This is a genomic window from Exiguobacterium sp. SH3S3 (assembly GCF_004337115.1).
Lineage (GTDB): Bacteria > Bacillota > Bacilli > Exiguobacteriales > Exiguobacteriaceae > Exiguobacterium > Exiguobacterium aurantiacum_A.
Genome location: NZ_SJUU01000021.1, coordinates 1 through 19,609, shown reverse-complemented (window position 1 = coordinate 19,609; position 19,609 = coordinate 1). Strand labels below are relative to the sequence as shown.

Here is a 19,609-nt window from a genome sequence, read left to right as displayed (position 1 = left end):
GATGAGATTTCCCTTTGAGCAATCAAGAAAGACCCCTCAGAGACGATGAGGTAGATAGGTCATGGGTGGAAGCACGGCGACGTGTGGAGCTGAATGATACTAATCGGTCGAGGCTTTGATCTAGAAACGGTTTGAACTTGATGAGTCTTCAGTTTTCAGGGAACAATTCCCTTGTCTGGTGGCGATAGCGAAGCGGCCACACCCGTTCCCATGCCGAACACGGAAGTTAAGCGCTTCAGCGCCGAAAGTAGTTGGGGGTCTCCCCCTGTGAGGATAGGACGTTGCCAGGCCATATGAAAGACGACCAAGCATCTGCTTGGTCGTCTTTTTCTATTTCTAAAACCGATTATTATTGGCTTGGCCTTCCGACAACGTGGACATTTTCCGAATGATTTGAGAAGGATTCAACAGGAATGAACACAATTCTGAACTTTCTGAACATCGTGAATTGAATTGCACTTTCGAGCCATACCTGTTACCATTACAGAAATATTTCGAAACAAAGATTTGGGTCCGATAGAGAAAGGGGCAATCGATTTTTATGTGGGAAAACAAGTTTGCAAAAGAAGGATTAACGTTTGATGACGTCTTACTCGTACCACGGTTTTCAAACGTCTTGCCAAGAGATGTAAGTCTGAGCACGAAGCTATGTGAAGGGCTTGAGTTAAACATTCCAGTCATCAGCGCTGGTATGGACACAGTGACGGAAGCACCGATGGCGATCGCCATGGCGCGTCAAGGTGGTCTTGGCGTCATCCACAAAAACATGTCGATGGAAATGCAAGCAGAGAATGTCGACCGTGTGAAACGTTCGGAGAACGGAGTCATTACGAATCCATTTTATTTGACACCAGAGCGCCAAATTTATGATGCCGAGTATTTAATGAGTAAATACCGCATTTCCGGTGTCCCAATCGTCAATTCTGAACAGGAACGGAAATTAATCGGTATTTTGACTAACCGTGACCTTCGCTTCATCAGAGACTACTCGACTGTGATCGAAGACGTCATGACGACAGAAAATCTTGTCACTGCAAAAGTCGGAACTTCTCTTGAAGAAGCAGAGCGGATTCTGCACCAACACCGCATCGAGAAGTTACCACTCGTCGACGATGCCGGCGTTTTAAAGGGCTTGATCACGACGAAAGATATCGAGAAGGTTGAGCAATTCCCTCACGCTGCGAAAGACAAACAAGGGCGCCTTCTTGTGGCGGCAGCTGTCGGGGTAACAAAAGACGCTGCTTCGCGTGCTCAAATCCTTGTCGATGCAGGCGTGGATGCGCTCGTTGTCGATACAGCACACGGTCACTCGGCTGGTGTCATCGAGAAAGTGAAAGAACTGCGTGATTTGTTCCCAACACTTCCAATCATCGCTGGTAACGTGGCGACGGCAGAAGCGACACGTGCTTTGATCGAGGCCGGCGCCTCAGTCATTAAAGTCGGAATCGGACCAGGTTCGATTTGTACGACACGGGTCGTTGCCGGAGTCGGTGTCCCTCAAATCACGGCAGTCTATGACTGCGTGACAGAAGCGCGGGAGCACGGTGTCACGGTCATCGCTGACGGTGGAATCAAGTACTCGGGCGACATCGTCAAGGCAATTGCTGCTGGCGCGAGCGCTGTCATGCTCGGCAGCCTTCTCGCCGGCGTAAAAGAGAGCCCAGGCGAGATGGAGATCTATCAAGGTCGTCAGTTTAAGACGTATCGCGGTATGGGGTCGGAAGCTTCGATGAAGCGAGGCAGTCAAGACCGTTACTTCCAAGAAGCGGATAAAAAATTCGTCCCAGAAGGCATTGAAGGACGCGTTGCTTACCGAGGCGAGCTGGCCGATACGGTGTATCAACTCATTGGTGGCCTCCGTTCGGGAATGGGCTATTGCGGCGCTGCCGACATTCGAGCATTGCGAGAAGATACGCAGTTCATTCGAATGACTGGAGCCGGCCTGCAAGAAAGCCACCCACACGATGTGCACATCACAAAAGAAGCACCAAACTATTCACGTTAACAAATAAGCCGTTGTCTCCTGAAAAGGGACAACGGCTTTTTGCTGATCATTTTTTAGCTTTAGAGACGAGGATGACCGTACCGCCTTGATCTTGCGCTGGTAAGTTCACGGTCACCTTGCCATCGCGCTTGACGACGTACGTCCGTCCGCTATAGCGGTCGACGAGCACTGTGTTCTGTTTGTGCTTTGTTTCGAACGTCGCTGTTTGAGCCGACTCTTTCGTGTTCAATCCAATGAGAATAGACTCTTTGCCGTAAGCCCGTTCAAAAATCGAATAACCGGTGTTCGAACCGCCGGCAACGACCGAACGTGTTCCTTTGCTGAAGACTTTTGAATAGTCCGCCCGAATGTTGAGCAACTTTTGATAGTGGGCGTGCATGTCTTTGCCTTCACCGTTCACCCGTTTCCAGTCAAAGTCGTAACGGTTTTCGTTAAACTCGCCTTTGTCCATGTCTAAGGCATGTTTCCCAGATTGACCGATCTCTTCTCCATAGTAGATGACCGGTTGCCCTTTCGCCGTCATTTGGAGCGAGGCTGCGACCATATGCTTACCTTCATCGCCGCGAGCACGAGAGATGAGGAAGCCATCTTCATCGTGGCTGCTGAGGAACTGGCCGAGTGTCGCTTCGTTCGAGAGTTGGGTATTCCGGTATTGAAGAGCGCTCTCGACCCCATCAATGTTCCCGTTGATGAAATTTTCCGCTTGGTACTTGAAGTCGAAATCAAGCAACGAATCCATCTGGCCGCTCCGGAGATAGCCGCCTGTGTTGTTCACACTCGCCCCGTAATGCTCACCAATCATTTTAAAGTCTGGCTTGAGCGCGGTCAGTTCATTCTTAAACGATTTCCACGTCGTCGCATCCACATGCTTGACCGTATCGACACGGAAGTAATCAATCGTGTTTCCTTGTTTCGTCTTCGAACGCTTGATCCAGTCAGTCTGCCATTTGACGAGTTGTTCACGGACGGCAGCTTCCTCTGTCTTAAAGTCAGGAAGGCCGGAGAGCGACATTTTCAAATCGTTCCCGTCGACAGGCGTGTCCCGAATCATGCCTTTAAAGGCATCACGTTCCTTGTTCGTAGGGAAATTCGTCGCCCCTGTGCTGTCGGCGCCTGGTTCCATTCCGTAGCCTGGGTGGTTCAAGACGACGTCGACCATGATCTTGATGCCGCGTGCGTGGGCCGCATCGATCAGGCGATGGAACGCCTGCATGTCTCCGAGATGTTCATCAAGTTTCTCGAAGTTTTTGGCCCAGTAACCGTGATAGCCGTATTGAGAGCCATCTTTACCGTAGCGGAGATCCCAATCGATATTATCGACGATCGGGGTGATCCAAATCGTGTTGATCCCGAGCTTGTCGAGATAGTCGAGTTTTTTTGTGATCCCGGCGAAATCGCCGCCGTGATACGACTCGAGATGATCTTGGTCATAATATTCACCGTTCGGATTATTGTTCGTCTTGTCGCCATCGTGGAAACGGTCCGTCAACATGAAGTAGATCCGGGCTTCGTCCCAGTCAAACGCTTGCTTGTCTTTCATCGTGACCGGTCGGACGTTTACGGAAGCCGTCGTTTTATGGACGTTGCCATATTGATCCACGGCCGTGATCGTCAACGTTTTGTTGCCTGGCTTGACCGTATCTTTGACCGCGATCGTCTGTTTATTGAGCGCCGGATCGATTGAAAGTTTAGCCGGTCCACCAAGCGGGCGGGCATCGATATAGAGTTCGCGAAGCGTCACGCCTTCTGGTAACGTCGGTTTGACGTGAACGACGGCATTCTCCCGCGAACTGATCGCTTTCGGTGCGATCGAAGACGTGAGTTTGACGGCCGGACGACGGTATTCGACGGTTGACGCTTCAAAATAGGGATCCGTCACTTCGGTCGTGACGCCGTCTTTCGTGACGAGGAACGTATAGTCATGCGTCCCTTCCGGAAGACGGACGGTATGACGGTACCATTCGTTCTTGTCCTCATACGTCATCGGATAGGTCACGCCATTTACGTTTAAGGCGACACGGTCGAGTTGATCGAGCTGTCCTGCCTCGTACAAGTCTTTGTCCCGATAGAAGAACGTGACGGTCCCGTCCTCGAACACCGGTCCTTGAATGGTTGGTACTTGATGGAAGACGCCTTGGCCGCTCGCGACGACGACTTTCGTGACACGATCGTTTCCGAGTTTCACGTAACGGTCTTCACCGTAAGCGTCCTTGACCGCCCAATCGGTTCCTTTACGGATGACAAATCCGACGTTCGTCGCATCTTTCCCGACTGGAATTCGGAAAATGGCGCCGTCTTCCGTAATTTTGTAGGGATCCACTTGTCCATCTTTGACACCGGTGCTCCACGTCCACAAGTTCCAATCGGTATAGTCTTGATCGGCACGGACGTACAGCATTTCGATGTATCGCTGCGTCTTCCATGGATCAGCCAGCTCCGTGACGGTCTTGAACGAAGTCGTCAGCGCGGGTAGCGTCGTGGTCGATAAGTTACCTTTGACGGCTCCGGCTGGCAATGTGGCCGTGTACGTCTGACCGAGTCCGAGTTTGCTCGTCGGCGTGACAGTCACGATCGAACCGTTTGCTTCAGCAGTAAACGGGACAGCCGTTTCTCCGCTTATCAAGCTGACGTTCGAGGCGTCTAACGTCACCGGTTCATTGAACGTCCAGGTGATGGGAGCAGATACGTCGGCAGCTTCAGACTGATTCGCTGGGTCGACATTCGTTACTTCAAGCTGCATCACCGTCTCGACGCCGCTGAGCGTATAGGCCGGGCTGTACACAGATTGAGTCGACGGGTTGGCCGAGACGTTCCAGCTGTCGGCTAGTTTGTTAGATTCGTTGCTCGGAATCGTATCGAACGCACCGTGTTCACCGGCATTGTTTCCGCTGAGGACGGTGAGAGCACGGACCGTGTCGTCATTTTTCAAACCGAGCAGCGACAACGGGATTTTCCCTTCGAATCCTGTCGTCCGGTCGAGGGCGAACGAAGCACCGTTCAAGTTTGCCAAGTTCGCGAGCGGGGTCGTCTTCCCAGCTTCATAGAGCGCGGCTTCTTTGACAGACTTGTCTCCATCGACACGAAGTAAAATGTGATACTGCGGTTTTTTGTCTGTTTGACTAAAGTTGAACGGGTAACCGAGCGGGTTCGTGGCGACGCCAGAATCTTCATCGTTCACTTGGAGGGCGATGTTTATGTATTGGCCGTTGTCGCCCCAGTTCGGGACGTTGAACGCATCGACATAGAAGTACAGGTTCGTTTTGTCATTTTGAAGATAAAGATTGCCGAGATCGAAGCCTTGCCAACCAACATCTGCCGATGACGCCAGCGCCGAGACGTCTGTCCAATCGGTTTTATTCCCATCGACTGCCACCGCCGTCGGTTCGGCCAAGACGTTCACCGGGACACCAGCTTGAATGAGCAGGACAGAAGATAAGAGTAATGTCGTCGTACGTCGTGCCGTATTGTTCTTCTTCATGAGAGCACCTCTTTCGTAAAATAGGTCGTCTACAGGGCAACGGATTGTCAATTTTGTGCAAGCGGTTCCAGAAATAGTTTAGCCGATTATGTAAGCGCTCACAATATGTTTTTTGAAAAACAATAAAACGTCCTTCGTGTGGAAGGACGCTCAGTTAGAGATATAAGGTGTTGTCTGCACGAGCTCTCCCTTGACGATTAATCGTTCCGTCGCATCGAACGTGCATGTGATCAAGGTAATGGTCGCATCTGTCGTCTCGTCAAGCACATCGACCCGTGTCGGGGGAACGGTCTCGAGTGAATCCGTCCGGTATTGATACGTGTTCGTCAAATCGGTCACGTAAATCATCGTTCCCGTCGTGATCGTATGGAGCGGTCCGAACAAGGCTGTCGGACTTTGGGTGTAATGACCGGCTAGTGCGTAATTCCCACGCCCCATCTGTTGGGAAGCGCGCATCGTCCCAGCCCCGACCGCCAAATTCTCATTGTCGAGACCGTACAAAATTGGTAATTCTAAATCGATATCTGGAATCGTGATCATGCCGATTGTCGGCAAATCATGAAATCGATTGCGCACGTTTAACAAGTCGTCCCACGATAACGGTTCGACCGTTTCGAAGTCGAATTCGCCCCGATCCGGCTGTTGGAGTTGAATCGCTTCAGTCACACGTTTGCTGTTCGAGGTGGCGACACGGTCTTTCCACCATGACTCGGTCAAAAAGAGGCTACCGATCAACAAACAGACGATGCCGATGACGTAGCGTGAGCGTCTGATCATTGTTTCATCGCGAGGTTTTCCCATATGGCCCTCCCTTCCCGATATTCCAACAGGCCATCAACTGGTCGATTGCCGTTTGTAACGTCGCTTCAGGCAGGGCGGCGAAACCAAACAGCAGTTGCGGTCTCGTGTCGCGTGAATTGATACGATAGTCGGCCATCGCCTTGATACGAATGCCTGACTGTTCAGCGAGTTGCTTCAATTGCTCGCTAGTTTGCGCTGTATCGACCGAGAGGACGATGTGGAGACCAGCGCTGGCGCCAGTGATTGTGACGAGCGGCTCGTATGGTTTGAACGCAGTGATCACGGTCTCAAGTTTGCGGCGGTATGTTTTGCGCATCCGGTTCAAATGTTTCTCGAAATCGCCGCTCGCCATAAACTCGGTTAGCGTATGTTGCTCGAAACGCGGCACGCTGCAGGTGAAATGGCGATACCGTTCCCGATAGCGGTTTAACAGTGGGGGCGGAAGCACCATGTAACCGATGCGGAGCGAAGGCATGAGCGACTTCGAAAACGTGCTCAAATAAACGACACGTTCGTTTTGGTCCATGCTTTGCAACGAAGGAATCGGTTTGCCGCTGTAACGAAACTCGCTATCGTAATCATCTTCAATGATGTACGTTTGCCGCTCGGACGCCCAGTTGAGGAGGCGCTGGCGACGGCTGACGGACAGGATCGTACCGGTCGGGAACTGATGGGCCGGGGTCACATAAACCGCATCGATTGCCTCTGCCTCGAGTCGGTCGACAAGGACCCCGCTGTCGTCGACCGGGAGCGGGACGTAGCTTCGATTTTGGTGTTCGAACAGCTGTCGCGTGAGCGGATAGCCCGGGTCTTCAATCCCGAACGTCGTCGCGTCGGTGAGTAAGTCGAGCAGTTGAGGCAACAATTGCTCGGTCCCAGAACCGACGATGATCTGCTCGGGCGAACAATGAACGCCACGGGAGTGATACAAGTACGTGGCGATTTCTTGGCGGAGCACGAGATCGCCTTGCACCGACCCGAGTGCGAGCAGTTCATGATTCTCCTCGGCGACGACTTGTTTCAAGTGACGGCGCCAACGTTCGAACGGGAATGCGGTCGTATCGATCTGACTCGGGTATAAGTCGAACGTGTATGTTTTTTTCGTCGGAAGCGGTTCGATCGTGCTGGTGCCACGCCTGACGTACAGCTCTTCTTGCGGCAAGACGTAAAACCCTTTCCGTGGCAGCGACTCGATATATCCTTCAGCAAGCAGCTGGGCGTAAGCGAGCTCGACCGTCGTTTGCGAGACGTCCAAAAATTGGCCGAGCTTCCGTTTTGACGGCAGTTTCGTCCCGGTCATGAGCGTGTCATTGACGATCGCTTGCCGGATGTGTAAATAGAGCTGTTCATAAAGCGGGGTGCTCGATTCGGGCTCGAGCGAGAATGTGAGCATATCCATAAGTTGTCCTTTCTTCTGTCAGCCGAAGAAAACATAGAGCACGAATCCGATGACGAGAATGAACGAAATCAGTCCAGGCTTCCCGTAAAAGGAACGGTTTTCCGCTTGATCTCGCGGGTTCCATTGGTCCATAAAACATTCCTCCCTTATACGTAATAAGATTCGAGGAAACGAGCATGAACCCTTCTCTTAAAACTGACCACTTTAAAAAATATAAAACTGGCACTTTCAATATAGTCAAATCAATCTATACTTGCAAGTAGACTAGCTTAATGGAGGCGATTTATATGGAAAAGAGACAAGTAGGGACAGATAAAGTCAAACGTGGAATGGCCGAAATGCAAAAAGGTGGCGTCATCATGGACGTCATCAACGCTGAACAGGCGAAGATTGCTGAAGCAGCAGGAGCCGTGGCAGTCATGGCGCTCGAGCGCGTACCATCAGACATTCGTAAAATGGGTGGCGTCGCCCGGATGGCAGACCCGACAATCATCGAAGATGTCATGGGAGCGGTATCTGTACCGGTCATGGCGAAATGCCGCATCGGACATATCGCCGAAGCCCGTGTCCTTGAATCGATGGGGGTCGATTTCATCGACGAGAGCGAAGTGTTGACACCGGCCGATGAAGAGTTCCATCTTTACAAGCGTGATTACAATGCGCCGTTCGTCTGCGGAGCGCGTGACCTCGGAGAAGCTTCACGCCGCATCGGTGAAGGTGCAGCGATGATTCGGACAAAAGGTGAGCCAGGGACAGGAAACATCGTCGAAGCGGTTCGTCACATGCGTACTGTCCAAGCACAAGTGAAACGCTTGCTTTCAATGAGCATCGATGAAGTGATGACAGAAGCGCGCGACCTTGGTGCACCGTTCGAAGTGCTCATGCAAATTCGTGAAGCGGGCCGTCTTCCGGTCGTCAACTTCGCAGCAGGTGGTATCGCGACGCCGGCAGACGCGGCACTCATGATGCACCTCGGTGCGGACGGCGTCTTCGTCGGATCAGGTATCTTCAAAGCAGAGAACCCAGAGAAATTTGCCCGTGCCATCGTTGAAGCGACGACATACCATGACGACTACGAGCGAATCGCTCACTTGTCAAAAGGTCTTGGCGAAGCGATGAAAGGACTCGACGTCCGCACGCTCAAACCAGAAGAGCTCATGGCGCCGCGAGGTTGGTAAGATGACGACGATCGGTGTACTCGGAATGCAAGGTGCGATTCGTGAACACGTCCGCATGCTCGAGGCGCTCGGTGCAGATACGCTCGTCGTCCGTTCGGTCGATGACTTGGACCGCATCGACGGACTCGTCTTGCCAGGCGGAGAGAGCACGGCGATGCGTCGTCTGCTCGACCGCTATGACCTGCTCGAACCGCTTCGTGCGAACACATCGTTGCCGATGTTCGGCACATGTGCCGGACTGATTTTACTCGCGACCGAAGTGGAAGGGTATGATGCCCACCTTCGCAAAATCCCGATGACCGTCAAGCGCAACGCGTTCGGACGTCAAGTCGACAGTTTCGAGGTCGATTTACCGGTCAAAGGAATCGATGACGCGGTTGAAGCCGTATTCATCCGGGCCCCGCAAGTAGCAACGGTTGACGCTAACGTTGAAGTCCTCGCCGAGGTCGAAGAAGCGATCGTTGCAGTACGCTACGACAAATATGTTGCCTGTTCGTTCCATCCAGAACTGACGGATGACTTGTCGATGCACCGCTACTTCTTAGAAATCGTCGAGGCGACGAAGCATCAACTCGCATGAGTCGAAGACTCCCTGTAACTAGGGGGTCTTTTTCTGCTACACTGTAACGAGACACGTACAGAAAGGGGCAAGACTGTGAAAGATAAATGGATTGTATCGGTGCTCATATGCGCTGTCCTTATAACTATTGTTTCTCCGATGAACGCTTCAGCAGCGCCTAAAGTCGAAGCGAGCGGTGCGATGCTCGTCGATATGACGACCGGGCAGGTTCTTTTTTCGAAAGATGAAGATGCGATGCTCCCACCGGCGTCGATTACAAAGCTGATGACCACTTTCCTCGTTCGGGAGGCAGTCGAGTCAGGAGAACTGAGTTGGAACGAAGAAGTGACGCCGAGTGAAGCGGCATTGGCCTTGACGCGTAAACCAGGGCTCGCCCGCATCCCGCTCGTCAATAAACCGTATACAGTCAAGGAACTATATGACGTGGCGCTCATCCGCTCGGCGAACGAGGCCGCGGTGACACTGTCCGAGGCGGTGGCGGGGTCGGAAGACGCGTTCGTTCAACAGATGAACGAGCGGGCGACCGAGCTCGGCATGACCCAGACGACGTTCGCGAACGTCTCGGGACTAGATTCTGTATCAGCAGGGCGTCCAGGAGAAAACTTGACGTCAGCCAATGATTTGATGAGGCTCGCGCTCGCCTACTTGACGAAATTTCCGGATGTGCTCGACGTGACGAAGCGAGCGTATGTCGATATTGACGGCGTCAGATTCGAAGCGACGAATCGGATGCTTTCAGGCCGCGATTTGGCGTATCCAGGGATGCTCGGTTTTAAGACGGGCACGACGGATGACGCCGGTTATTGCTTCATCGGCGTATCGACACGAGATGGTCGGACCGTACTCTCCGTCGTCCTTGGGGCCGAGACGGACAACGGGCGCTATGAGGCGACGAAAGCACTTCATGAGTTCGCTTATCGCGACTTTGTCATGACACCGATTTTACGGACCGGAGAAATCGTGCCGGAGAATGTATTCGTCGCCGAGGGAGAAGTTGAAACGGTAGCTGCGCGGACGACAGCGGCGTTCGAAGTGCTCGTCGAGAAAGGGCAAGCCGTCCCTGAACCAGTCTATGACCTTCCGGACACGAAAGCACCGGTCGCAGTCGATCAACAAGTCGGGACGGTCACGATTGAACCTTCGGAGAGCGTCCGCTATCTTGACGGCGAGAGTCCGCCGACAGGAACACTTGTGACTGCCGAATCAGTCGAGACCGCTTCATTTTTGACTCGGATGAGCCGGGCCTTCGCAGACTTTTTAGAGGAGGTTCGACTCGTCCTAGGAAAACTGAGTCTTGTCGATAGAGTCGAGATGTTGTAAAGTAAGATTAATTCAATGACAGATGCAACGATGAGGAAAAGTACGTTACAGTCATCTACTTACAGAGAGCTAGTGGTTGGTGCAAACTAGTGGGACGACGTAACTGAATCGGCCTCGGAGCATTGACTTGGAAACAAGTCACGTCACGCACACGTTACGTGCATCGAGTGGCCTAGTTTTAGGCAACGAGGGTGGCAACGCGGATCCAAGGTGGTTCGTCCCTTTCCTACGGGAAAGGGGCGTGCCACCTTTTTTATGCAAAAAAGGAGGAACTAGTTATGTTAGACATCAAACGATTACGTCAAGATTTTGAAGGGATTAAAACCAAGCTCGCCCAACGCGGTGAAGACTTGAGTGCGCTCGACCGTTTCCCGGAGTTAGAAGAGAAACGCCGGGACCTCATCAACGAGGTCGATGTGAAGAAAGCAAAACGAAATGAGGCGACGAAACAAATCGCTGAGCTCAAGCGCAACAAGCAAGACGCGGAAGCACCGATCCTTGAAACACGCCGCCTTGGTGATGAGATCAAGTTGCTCGACGAGGAATTGCGTGAAGTGGAAGCCGAGTTGAACATGATTCTCCTCAGCATCCCGAACATCCCGCATGAATCAACGCCGATCGGTGAAACAGAAGACGACAACGTCACGATCCGCGAAGTCGGAACGAAGCCCGAGTTCGATTTTGAGATGAAACAGCATTGGGACGTGATGGAAGACTTGAAAATTGTCGACGTCGAACGCGCCGGTAAAGTGACGGGAAGCCGTTTCGTCTTCTATAAAGGATTAGGTGCTCGCTTAGAACGGGCGTTGATCAACTTCATGATGGATATGCATGCCGATGAGCACGGCTATTCTGAAGTGCTCCCGCCGTACATGGTTAACCGTGACGCGATGACAGGGACGGGTCAGTTGCCTAAATTTGAAGAAGATGCGTTCAAAGTGGCCGACACGAATTACTTCCTCGTCCCGACAGCGGAAGTACCGGTGACGAACATGCACCGTGATGAGATTATCGCTGAAGCGAACTTGCCGATCACGTATACAGCTTACAGCGCTTGCTTCCGTTCAGAAGCGGGATCTGCCGGTCGTGACACACGCGGTCTCATCCGTCAGCATCAGTTCAACAAAGTCGAGCTCGTCCGCTTCGTCAAACCGGAAGAGTCTTACGAGCAACTCGAGTTGTTGACAGGACACGCGGAAGAAGTGTTGAAACGCCTCGGTCTTCCGTATCAAGTACTCAGCATGTGCACAGCCGACCTCGGTTTCACCGCAGCGAAGAAGTACGATATTGAAGTATGGATGCCGGCTCAAGGTGTATATCGCGAGATCTCATCTTGCTCAAACTTCGAGGACTTCCAAGCGCGTCGTGCCGGGATCCGCTTCCGTCGTGATGTGAATGCCAAACCGGAGTTCGTGCATACACTCAACGGTTCAGGGCTTGCCGTCGGTCGGACCGTCGCCGCGATTTTAGAGAACTTCCAACAAGCCGATGGATCGGTCGTCATCCCAGAAGCGCTGCGTCCATACATGGGCGGAATTGAAAAAATTGAACTTCCCCGTTAAACGAGGAATGGCCTATCCGAACGTATCATTCCGGATAGGCTTTTTTTTAAATGTTTTTTTACAAAAGGGTTTGACATCTGCTTGCTGAGTTGGTACTATAAATCATGTCGAGCGAGATGTTTGTTCGTCAACTGCATATGAGCCGTGGAGGTGTACCCAAGTGGTTTAAGGGAACGGTCTTGAAAACCGTCAGGGGTGTAACAGCCCGCGTGGGTTCGAATCCCACCACCTCTTCCATTTTTATTTAGAGGCTCAACAATTGCATACATCGTGGAGGTGTACCCAAGTGGTTTAAGGGAACGGTCTTGAAAACCGTCAGGGGTGTAACAGCCCGCGTGGGTTCGAATCCCACCACCTCTTCCACTTTCTTTTTTTTTACACTTTTTTCAGCTTGGAGTTGTACCCAAGCCCGGCTGAAGGGGACGGACTCGAAATCCGTTAGGAGTCGTAAGGCTCGCGTGGGTTCGAATCCCACCAACTCCGCTTTTTAGGCGTCTGCACAGGCAGATGCGTTTTTTTTTGTCGTAGACTACGGTCTGCGGCTTTTTTTGTTTGTGGCGAAACAGCGAAAAGCGGCTAATCTCGGCTTGAATCGGGAATCTTAATAAGGTAGAGACTGGTGGCGCGTTAGGAAGGAGAGGAGCGTCATGGACTGGATTGAAGCGTATGTCGATGAAGTGGTCAGGCATGTCCCGCCGAAGCGGAGAGACGAAGCTGCCGTTGCTACTAGGGAGGATATCGAAGCGAAGCTGCCGGATCAGCCGACCGAGACGGAAGTGAAGCGCGTGCTCGAACAGATGGGACATCCGGCCATCGTTGCTGCGCGTTATAAAGACGGCCAGTATTTGATTGGACCTAAGTTTTTCCCGATGTATGTCAATGTGGTCAAGCTCGTCGTCTCGATCGTGATGGCTGTAGTCTTCTTCGGTTTGCTCATGGCGAGCATCCCGACATTCTCGGGACCGGCCATGCCGACAATCGGAATCTTTCTCACGAATTTGTTCGACACGTTATGGGACGTTGGGATTCAACTCGTCTTTTGGATCACACTCGTCTTCTTTTTGATTGAGCGTTACGCGCCGAGCGATGCGGTCGCCCCTGACATGAGTTGGAAGGTGTCCACATTGCGTGATCGGGACCGCGGGGGACGGATCAGTAAATTGGATGCCGGATTCGGATTGTTCTTTACGGCGGTTTGGTTCGGGGTGTATTTGAACGCCGAGCGGTTTCTCGGGATTTATGAGTCGACAGGGGACGGTTTTTCGATGATTGTCCCGATTTTTAATCAATCGTTCTTGTTTGAAGTGGTCTGGTTGTTCTTAGCCGTCATTTTGCTTCAAGTCGTCCTCGGTGTTTGGAAATGGGTGAAAGGACGTTGGACGTATGCACTCGCCTCGTTCAATTTGATCTATAACGTGGCCTCAGCCGCCTTTATCATTTGGATGGCGGGTTCGTCGCGCTTGTTCGACCCGCGCTTTATCGACTGGGTCGAACTAAATGTCCCGAACGACGTGTTCTCGTTCGGGTGGGTGTTCGGATTGGTCGTGGCCATCACGATTCTGGCGGCTGTGTTTGATACGATTGACGGATACCGGAAGGCTTGGAAAACACCGACACATCGAAAACGCCCGATTGCCCAGCCGTAAAAAAGATGATGCCTCGCTTTTGAGCGGGGCATCATCTTTTTATCTTACTTTTGCTTCACGGGCGACTGTCAATTGTTTCCCGATTTTTTCAAGAATGAGTTCGACTGAATCCGGATCGTTAATCAAGTCATATTCTTCAATTGATAGACGAAGTACCGGGCACAAGTTGAAGTTGTTGATCCATTCCGTGTAGCGGGCGTACATTTCTTCCCAATACGCGATCGGTGTTTGTTGTTCCATCTCACGGCCACGCAGCTGAATGCGGTCGAGCACTTGCTCGAATGAGCCTTCGAGATAGATCAGTAGATCAGGGTGCGGGAAGAACGGCGTGAGCACCATCGCTTCGAACAGGCTTGAGTACGTCTCGTAATCTGTCGGCGACATCGTGCCTTTTTCATAGTGCATCTTCGCGAAGATGCCTGTATCTTCATAAATCGAACGGTCTTGAATGAAGCCGCCGCCGTATTGGAAGATTTTCTTCTGTTCTTTGAACCGCTCTGCCAAGAAGTAGATTTGAAGATGGAAGCTCCAACGCTCAAAATCATGATAGAATTTATCGAGGTATGGGTTCGTGTCCACTTTCTCGAGAGAAGTGCGGAAATTGAGGGCGTCGGCAAGCGAGTTCGTGATTGTCGATTTACCGATTCCGACCATTCCACCGATCGTAATGATCGTGTCATTCGGAATGTTATATTTTTCATTCAGGGTCATTTTAGTTGGGCTCCTTTAGTCAATTCTAGTTCGCGTTCAATCGTCGTGAGAACGTGCGTCAAATCGTCCGGGTTTTGGACAAAATCAAGTTCGTCTCCGCTGAACGAAAGAATCGTCACTTCGGGGTGAGTCGCACGGTACGATTCGACAAACGTTTCGTAATCCCGAGCGAGTTGTTCGAGGTAGTCGCGAGACATGTTCTCTTCTACTTCACGTCCACGCAACGCTACACGTTTCATAAGCGTCTCGATACTGGCGTGCAAGTAAATGACGACATCGGGTTTCGGCATATCATGTGTCAAAATCTTATAGATTTGCTCATACTTGTTCAAGTGGGCTGGTCTCAGCGAACGGTGGGCAAAAATCAAGTTCTTGAAAATATGATAGTCTGAAACGACGGATTGCTGTTGGCTCAAGTGGTGTTTGTGGATATCGTCTAATTGCTTGAATCGATTGCATAAGAAGAACATTTCCGTTTGGAAACTCCATTCTTCGATATCTTCATAAAACTTGCCGAGAAATGGGTTTTCTTCTACAATTTCATTCAGCATCTGCATTGAAAAGTGCTGACTGATGATATGGGCCAGTGACGTTTTCCCGACACCAATCGGTCCCTCTACCGTTATAAACATATGATGTCATCCTCCATTATCCAAAGTGCAAGTTCCATTCTAGCACACAATGAAGAAGATAGGGCGAGCGAAATGATTTTCATTTTTTTTCATACTATGTGACAAGAAACGGGGTGTTAATATGGAACGAGATGAACGATTTATGAGGCTCGCCATCGCCGAAGCAAAGAAGGCGGAAGCGATCGGGGAAGTCCCGATCGGTTGTGTCATCGTTAAAGGAGAAGACGTGATCGCGACCGGCTATAACCGGCGTGAAACGGATTTATTGGCGGCGGCGCATGCCGAGATGATTGCGATTGAATCAGCGAATACGGTACTCGGTAACTGGCGGCTTGAAGACTGTGAACTGTTCGTGACGTTAGAGCCTTGTCCGATGTGCGCGGGTGCGATCATCCTCTCGCGCGTGAAGCGTGTCGTGTTTGGTGCCCGCGATCCCAAAGGCGGATGTTGCGGGACACTCATGAACCTTCTTCAAGACGATCGGTTCAACCATCAAGCCGAAGTGACCGAAAACGTTTTAGCAGAAGAATGTGGAGAGCTACTAACAACCTTCTTCCGCAGCCTTCGAGAACGGAAGAAGCAGGCTCGGCTTGAACAGAGAGGTTGCAACGCATCTGATTAAACAGTATAATGTAATAGCACTCGAAGAAGTGCTTAACTTCATTTACCCATTTGCCGTGCTAGGCGGGGAGGTAGCGGTGCCCTGTAACTCGCAATCCGCTATAGCGAGACTGAATTCCGATTCGAGGGAGTGCATTGGTGTGGCCCGTCCTCGTGTAAGTGGCGTTGACGTCTGAGTCCTGCGCAACGGTCACCCATGAACCAGGTCAGGTCCGGAAGGAAGCAGCCTTAAGTGGTGACGTACCGTGTGCCGCAGGGGTGCTTGGGCCGAGCAAACTGCATGAGTAACGCACATTGACGTGCTTTCAGAAATCGGTGCGCGGCAGATTTATTTAATAACTTTAATCTACGGCCCCAGGGTTGTAGATTTTTTTGTATGATGAAATAAAAGATGAAACGATGAAAGGAGGCGGGGACATGGCGTATCAAGCATTGTATCGGGTCTATCGTCCGCAGTCATTCCAAGAGGTAGTCGGTCAAATACACATCACACGCACGATTCAAAATGCGTTACTCGAAGAACGGATGTCACACGCTTATTTATTCTCTGGTCCGCGAGGTACGGGGAAGACGAGCCTCGCGAAGATTATCGCGAAGGCAATCAACTGCGAAACGGCGCCGACGAGAGAACCGTGTAATACGTGCCCGACCTGTGTGGCGATTACGGAAGGGACGAGCCCGGACGTATTCGAAATCGATGCCGCTTCAAACAACGGGGTCGATGAGATCCGCGAAATTCGAGACAAGGTCAAGTATCCGCCTTCGCAAGCGCGTTATAAAGTGTACATTATCGATGAAGTGCATATGCTTTCGACAGGGGCGTTCAATGCACTATTGAAAACGTTGGAAGAACCCCCACCCCATGCGATCTTCATTTTAGCGACGACGGAGCCCCATAAGATTCCGGCGACCATCATCTCACGTTGCCAACGTTTCGATGTGAAGCGGCATGAAGTCGGTCAACTCCAGACACGAATGGCTTATATTTTGAACGACCAAGATTACGACTATGATCCGGAAGCGCTCAAACTGATTGCCCGTGCCGCTGACGGTGGGATGCGTGATGCATTGAGCCTGCTTGACCAAGCGCTTGCGTTCAGTGACGGCCGTTTGACGGAAGAGGCAGTGCTCGAAGTGACGGGTGCGGTTACGGATGACGCTCTCCTTGATATGGCCTATGGATTGCAACAGAGACAACTCGATCAAATTCTGAAGACGCTTGAGACGATGTTGCGTGAAGGGAAGGATTTGAAACGGTTTATCGAAGATCTCGTGTTCGTGCACCGTGATGCTCTTCTATTAAAAGCATCTCCACAAGCGATAGACTTACTAGAGCGAGCCCGTCCGAACGAGACGTTCCGCCAATTCGTGGAAACGACCTCAACGGACGAGCTGTTTCAAGTGATCGAAGAATTGAATGAGTGTCAGCAACAAATGCGCTTATCCAACCATCCGAAAGTGTTGGTCGAGCTGACGTTCATTCGCATCGCTGAACAAGGACGAACGATGACCGAGCAAATAAAGCAACTTCAAGACCAAGTACGTGAATTGAGTCGTGAGTTGAATGAAGTGAAGAAAAATGGGGTAGCGGTCACAGAGGCCGCTGCCGAGAAGCCGAAAGTGATGAAGCGGACGCAAGTTCGTGTTCCGAAAGAGCGGATCCGCCAGTTGTTGCAACGGGCTGAGCGGCAGCATTTGAATGCAATCCGTGATAGTTGGGAAGACATTATGGTCAACATCCGCACGGTGGACGGCCCGATTTTCGCGCTGTTCTATGAGAGTGAAGCTGTCCTTTGTGCAAGTGACACCTTACTGGTACAATTTAAAGATGGGATGACATGGCACTACGAGCAGGTCAGTTCAAACGGCCGGACCCGCGATGTGATCGAGCAAGCGTTGTTTGAAGTGACGGGGATCCGTCGAGAAATCATGGCCGTGCTCGAGAGCGATTGGGTCGAGTTAAAAAACGAATTCATCCTTCGTAAACAATCCGAACGTTCAGACCATAAAGAAGAAGAGAAGGTCGAAGAAGACCCGCTCATTGTTCAAGCTGTCGAACGATTTGGAGATGTCGTTGAAATCGAAGAAGTTTAAAAGGAGGCGCTCGATATGCGTGGAATGGGAAACATGAACAACATGATGAAGCAGATGCAGAAAATGCAAAAAGATATGGCGAAAGCGCAAGAAGAGTTAAAAGACTTGACGGTTGAAGGCACAGCCGGAGGCGGGATGGTCAAAGTGATCGTCAGTGGCCACAAAGAAGTAATGGATATCATCATCGCGGAAGAAGCGGTCGACCCAGATGACGTCGATATGTTGCAAGACCTTGTTCTAGCGGCTGTCAATGACGCGATGAAACAAGCCGACCAACTCGTCAACGATAAGATGGGACGTTTTACGCAAGGGATGAACCTTCCAGGTTTTTAAGTGAAGAAAGGAAAGATGCGAGTTGCAATACCCTGAAGCAATCGGACGCTTGATTGAAAGCTTTACAAAGTTGCCAGGAATTGGTCCGAAAACTGCCATCCGACTAGCGTTCCATGTATTAGACATGGAAGAAGACGATGTATTGACGTTCGCCAAGGCGCTTGTCAGTGCGAAGCGTGATATTAAATACTGTACAGTGTGTGGACATATTACGGACGTCGATCCGTGTGCGATCTGTAAAGATTCGCACCGAGATGAAACGATCATCTGTGTCGTGCAAGATTCACGAGACGTCATTGCAATGGAGAAGATGCGGGAATATCGAGGGAAGTATCATGTGTTACATGGGGCGATTAGCCCGATGGAAGGGATTGGACCTGAAGATATTAACGTATCGAGTTTGCTGACGCGTCTGCAAGAGAACGAAGCGGTCAGTGAAGTGATTTTGGCGACCAACCCGAACATTGAAGGGGAAGCTACGTCGATGTATCTATCGAGACTGCTCAAACCGACCGGGATTAAAGTGACGCGTCTGGCGCACGGGCTTCCTGTCGGGGGCGATTTAGAGTATGCGGATGAAGTAACCCTCTCCCGGGCGATGGAAGGTCGCCGAGAACTATGAGGTGGTTTCGCAAACCTTTGCGGGATAGTTATGATCAACGGTTTCTAAGAGAACTGTTAGATGCGAAGGCGAAGTACGAAGCGAAGCGCCACATGCTTGAAGTGAGCGTTGAAGACACTGGTGAACTGGCTGCCCAAGTGAAGCAGGCTGAAGCACTATACTTTTTTTATCTAAAGGAAGCAAAGCGACGACAAGTGTCCCTTTCTAATTTACGAACTTGAGACGAGGCGAAAGTCTCGTCTTTTTTTCTCTATATAATGAAGGAACTGGGGAGGGAAACGTCGTAGACTGTAAAAAAACAAAGAATGTTTCTTGTTTTTAAAGTTTTTTTAATAAAGCTATTGCACAGTTAAAGTTTTATTGATATATTAATAGACGTCGCCGAGAGCGAATGAAAAAAACAATCTTAAAAAAGTTATTGACCATTTGGTTGAAACTTGTTAAGATATCTAAGTCGCCAAAGTGCGACAGACGAACTTTGAAAACTGAACGATGAGGCAAAAAAAGTTTTACAAGTTTTGATTGAAGCGCAAGCTTCGTCATTTTCAAGAGCTATATCAAATTCTTTGGAGAGTTTGATCCTGGCTCAGGACGAACGCTGGCGGCGTGCCTAATACATGCAAGTCG

General features: G+C 51.0%; 16 protein-coding genes, 3 tRNA genes, 3 rRNA genes, 1 other RNA gene and 1 other annotated feature. Of the genes, 18 read left to right on the top strand and 5 right to left on the bottom strand.

The window, feature by feature from the left end; genetic code table 11:
• From EVJ28_RS13675 to guaB, 3 genes are all read left to right on the top strand, one after another.
• Positions 1–123: ribosomal RNA gene (locus EVJ28_RS13675) — 23S ribosomal RNA — on the top strand; the annotation flags it as partial.
• A gap of 51 nt (positions 124–174) precedes the next feature.
• Positions 175–290: ribosomal RNA gene (rrf, locus tag EVJ28_RS13670) — 5S ribosomal RNA — on the top strand.
• 251 nt (positions 291–541) lie between these two features.
• Positions 542–2,005: an IMP dehydrogenase gene (guaB, locus tag EVJ28_RS13665; RefSeq protein WP_070329510.1), complete on the top strand. Its 1,464-nt coding sequence runs from the start codon at positions 542–544 to the stop codon at positions 2,003–2,005.
• Positions 2,006–2,051: 46 nt separating this feature from the next.
• On the opposite strand, the gene EVJ28_RS13660 is transcribed toward guaB, so the two are convergent.
• The 3 genes from EVJ28_RS13660 to pdxR all read right to left on the bottom strand — a co-directional run bounded on the left by EVJ28_RS13660 (position 2,052) and on the right by pdxR (position 7,683).
• The gene (locus EVJ28_RS13660; protein WP_131469522.1) at positions 2,052–5,483 is read right to left on the bottom strand and encodes an alpha-amylase family glycosyl hydrolase; all 3,432 of its coding nucleotides are present in this window, start codon (positions 5,481–5,483) and stop codon (positions 2,052–2,054) included.
• A gap of 150 nt (positions 5,484–5,633) precedes the next feature.
• Entirely contained in the window at positions 5,634–6,260 is a 627-nt protein-coding gene (locus EVJ28_RS13655; RefSeq protein ID WP_236634177.1) for a class A sortase, read from the bottom strand.
• A gap of 4 nt (positions 6,261–6,264) precedes the next feature.
• Entirely contained in the window at positions 6,265–7,683 is a 1,419-nt protein-coding gene (gene pdxR / locus EVJ28_RS13650) for a MocR-like pyridoxine biosynthesis transcription factor PdxR (protein ID WP_131459034.1), read from the bottom strand.
• Between the two features lie 287 nt (positions 7,684–7,970).
• Between pdxR and pdxS the strand changes: the two genes are divergently transcribed.
• From pdxS to EVJ28_RS13610, 8 genes are all read left to right on the top strand, one after another.
• On the top strand, positions 7,971–8,861 hold the full coding sequence (gene pdxS, locus EVJ28_RS13645; protein ID WP_070329506.1) for a pyridoxal 5'-phosphate synthase lyase subunit PdxS: 891 nt from the start codon (positions 7,971–7,973) through the stop codon (positions 8,859–8,861).
• A gap of 1 nt (position 8,862) precedes the next feature.
• Positions 8,863–9,441 carry a pyridoxal 5'-phosphate synthase glutaminase subunit PdxT gene (pdxT, locus tag EVJ28_RS13640; RefSeq protein ID WP_131459035.1) on the top strand — a complete coding sequence of 193 codons (579 nt, stop codon included), beginning with the start codon at positions 8,863–8,865 and terminating at the stop codon, positions 9,439–9,441.
• Positions 9,442–9,579: 138 nt separating this feature from the next.
• Positions 9,580–10,761, top strand: coding sequence for a D-alanyl-D-alanine carboxypeptidase family protein (locus EVJ28_RS13635; RefSeq protein WP_131459040.1), 1,182 nt, complete (start codon positions 9,580–9,582; stop codon positions 10,759–10,761).
• Positions 10,762–10,779: 18 nt separating this feature from the next.
• Positions 10,780–10,987, top strand: a binding site (T-box leader).
• Between the two features lie 52 nt (positions 10,988–11,039).
• Entirely contained in the window at positions 11,040–12,323 is a 1,284-nt protein-coding gene (gene serS / locus EVJ28_RS13630; RefSeq protein WP_070329504.1) for a serine--tRNA ligase, read from the top strand.
• Between the two features lie 146 nt (positions 12,324–12,469).
• Positions 12,470–12,560: transfer RNA gene (locus EVJ28_RS13625), tRNA-Ser, on the top strand.
• 35 nt (positions 12,561–12,595) lie between these two features.
• Positions 12,596–12,686, top strand: a tRNA-Ser gene (locus tag EVJ28_RS13620).
• 30 nt (positions 12,687–12,716) lie between these two features.
• Positions 12,717–12,806: transfer RNA gene (locus EVJ28_RS13615), tRNA-Ser, on the top strand.
• A gap of 164 nt (positions 12,807–12,970) precedes the next feature.
• On the top strand, positions 12,971–13,969 hold the full coding sequence (locus EVJ28_RS13610) for a hypothetical protein (protein ID WP_131489303.1): 999 nt from the start codon (positions 12,971–12,973) through the stop codon (positions 13,967–13,969).
• A gap of 39 nt (positions 13,970–14,008) precedes the next feature.
• Here the strand turns inward: EVJ28_RS13610 and EVJ28_RS13605 are convergent, their stop codons facing one another.
• Both EVJ28_RS13605 and EVJ28_RS13600 read right to left on the bottom strand, forming a co-directional pair.
• Entirely contained in the window at positions 14,009–14,680 is a 672-nt protein-coding gene (locus tag EVJ28_RS13605) for a deoxynucleoside kinase (protein WP_016510587.1), read from the bottom strand.
• Positions 14,677–15,312: a deoxynucleoside kinase gene (locus tag EVJ28_RS13600; protein ID WP_070329502.1), complete on the bottom strand. Its 636-nt coding sequence runs from the start codon at positions 15,310–15,312 to the stop codon at positions 14,677–14,679. The genes EVJ28_RS13605 and EVJ28_RS13600 overlap by 4 nt, the downstream gene beginning before the upstream one ends.
• Positions 15,313–15,433: 121 nt before the next feature.
• On the opposite strand from EVJ28_RS13600, the gene tadA reads away from it, so the two are divergent.
• The 7 genes from tadA to EVJ28_RS13565 form a co-directional block, all read left to right on the top strand.
• Positions 15,434–15,934: a tRNA adenosine(34) deaminase TadA gene (tadA, locus tag EVJ28_RS13595; RefSeq protein ID WP_131459037.1), complete on the top strand. Its 501-nt coding sequence runs from the start codon at positions 15,434–15,436 to the stop codon at positions 15,932–15,934.
• Positions 15,935–15,987: 53 nt separating this feature from the next.
• Positions 15,988–16,256: signal recognition particle sRNA large type (gene ffs / locus EVJ28_RS13590), an RNA gene on the top strand.
• Between the two features lie 94 nt (positions 16,257–16,350).
• Positions 16,351–18,027: a DNA polymerase III subunit gamma/tau gene (gene dnaX, locus EVJ28_RS13585; RefSeq protein WP_131489301.1), complete on the top strand. Its 1,677-nt coding sequence runs from the start codon at positions 16,351–16,353 to the stop codon at positions 18,025–18,027.
• A 15-nt stretch (positions 18,028–18,042) separates the two neighbouring features.
• Positions 18,043–18,360, top strand: a complete 318-nt coding sequence (locus EVJ28_RS13580) for a YbaB/EbfC family nucleoid-associated protein (RefSeq protein ID WP_035386845.1) — start codon at positions 18,043–18,045, stop codon at positions 18,358–18,360.
• A gap of 22 nt (positions 18,361–18,382) precedes the next feature.
• Complete coding sequence (gene recR / locus EVJ28_RS13575; RefSeq protein WP_070329500.1) at positions 18,383–18,982, top strand: recombination mediator RecR; 600 nt, start codon at positions 18,383–18,385, stop codon at positions 18,980–18,982.
• A 17-nt stretch (positions 18,983–18,999) separates the two neighbouring features.
• Positions 19,000–19,203 carry a YaaL family protein gene (locus tag EVJ28_RS13570; RefSeq protein ID WP_236634176.1) on the top strand — a complete coding sequence of 68 codons (204 nt, stop codon included), beginning with the start codon at positions 19,000–19,002 and terminating at the stop codon, positions 19,201–19,203.
• A gap of 342 nt (positions 19,204–19,545) precedes the next feature.
• Positions 19,546–19,609 (top strand): 16S ribosomal RNA (locus EVJ28_RS13565); the annotation flags it as partial.

Coding starts and splice junctions, on each gene's coding strand:
- EVJ28_RS13605 (WP_016510587.1), bottom strand. CDS start 14,680: ATGACCCTGAATGAAAAATATAACATTCCGAATGACACGATCATTACG.
- guaB (WP_070329510.1), top strand. CDS start 542: ATGTGGGAAAACAAGTTTGCAAAAGAAGGATTAACGTTTGATGACGTC.
- EVJ28_RS13610 (WP_131489303.1), top strand. CDS start 12,971: ATGGACTGGATTGAAGCGTATGTCGATGAAGTGGTCAGGCATGTCCCG.
- EVJ28_RS13580 (WP_035386845.1), top strand. CDS start 18,043: ATGCGTGGAATGGGAAACATGAACAACATGATGAAGCAGATGCAGAAA.
- pdxT (WP_131459035.1), top strand. CDS start 8,863: ATGACGACGATCGGTGTACTCGGAATGCAAGGTGCGATTCGTGAACAC.
- tadA (WP_131459037.1), top strand. CDS start 15,434: ATGGAACGAGATGAACGATTTATGAGGCTCGCCATCGCCGAAGCAAAG.
- serS (WP_070329504.1), top strand. CDS start 11,040: ATGTTAGACATCAAACGATTACGTCAAGATTTTGAAGGGATTAAAACC.
- dnaX (WP_131489301.1), top strand. CDS start 16,351: ATGGCGTATCAAGCATTGTATCGGGTCTATCGTCCGCAGTCATTCCAA.
- EVJ28_RS13660 (WP_131469522.1), bottom strand. CDS start 5,483: ATGAAGAAGAACAATACGGCACGACGTACGACGACATTACTCTTATCT.
- pdxS (WP_070329506.1), top strand. CDS start 7,971: ATGGAAAAGAGACAAGTAGGGACAGATAAAGTCAAACGTGGAATGGCC.
- pdxR (WP_131459034.1), bottom strand. CDS start 7,683: ATGGATATGCTCACATTCTCGCTCGAGCCCGAATCGAGCACCCCGCTT.
- EVJ28_RS13600 (WP_070329502.1), bottom strand. CDS start 15,312: ATGTTTATAACGGTAGAGGGACCGATTGGTGTCGGGAAAACGTCACTG.
- EVJ28_RS13655 (WP_236634177.1), bottom strand. CDS start 6,260: ATGATCAGACGCTCACGCTACGTCATCGGCATCGTCTGTTTGTTGATC.
- EVJ28_RS13635 (WP_131459040.1), top strand. CDS start 9,580: ATGAACGCTTCAGCAGCGCCTAAAGTCGAAGCGAGCGGTGCGATGCTC.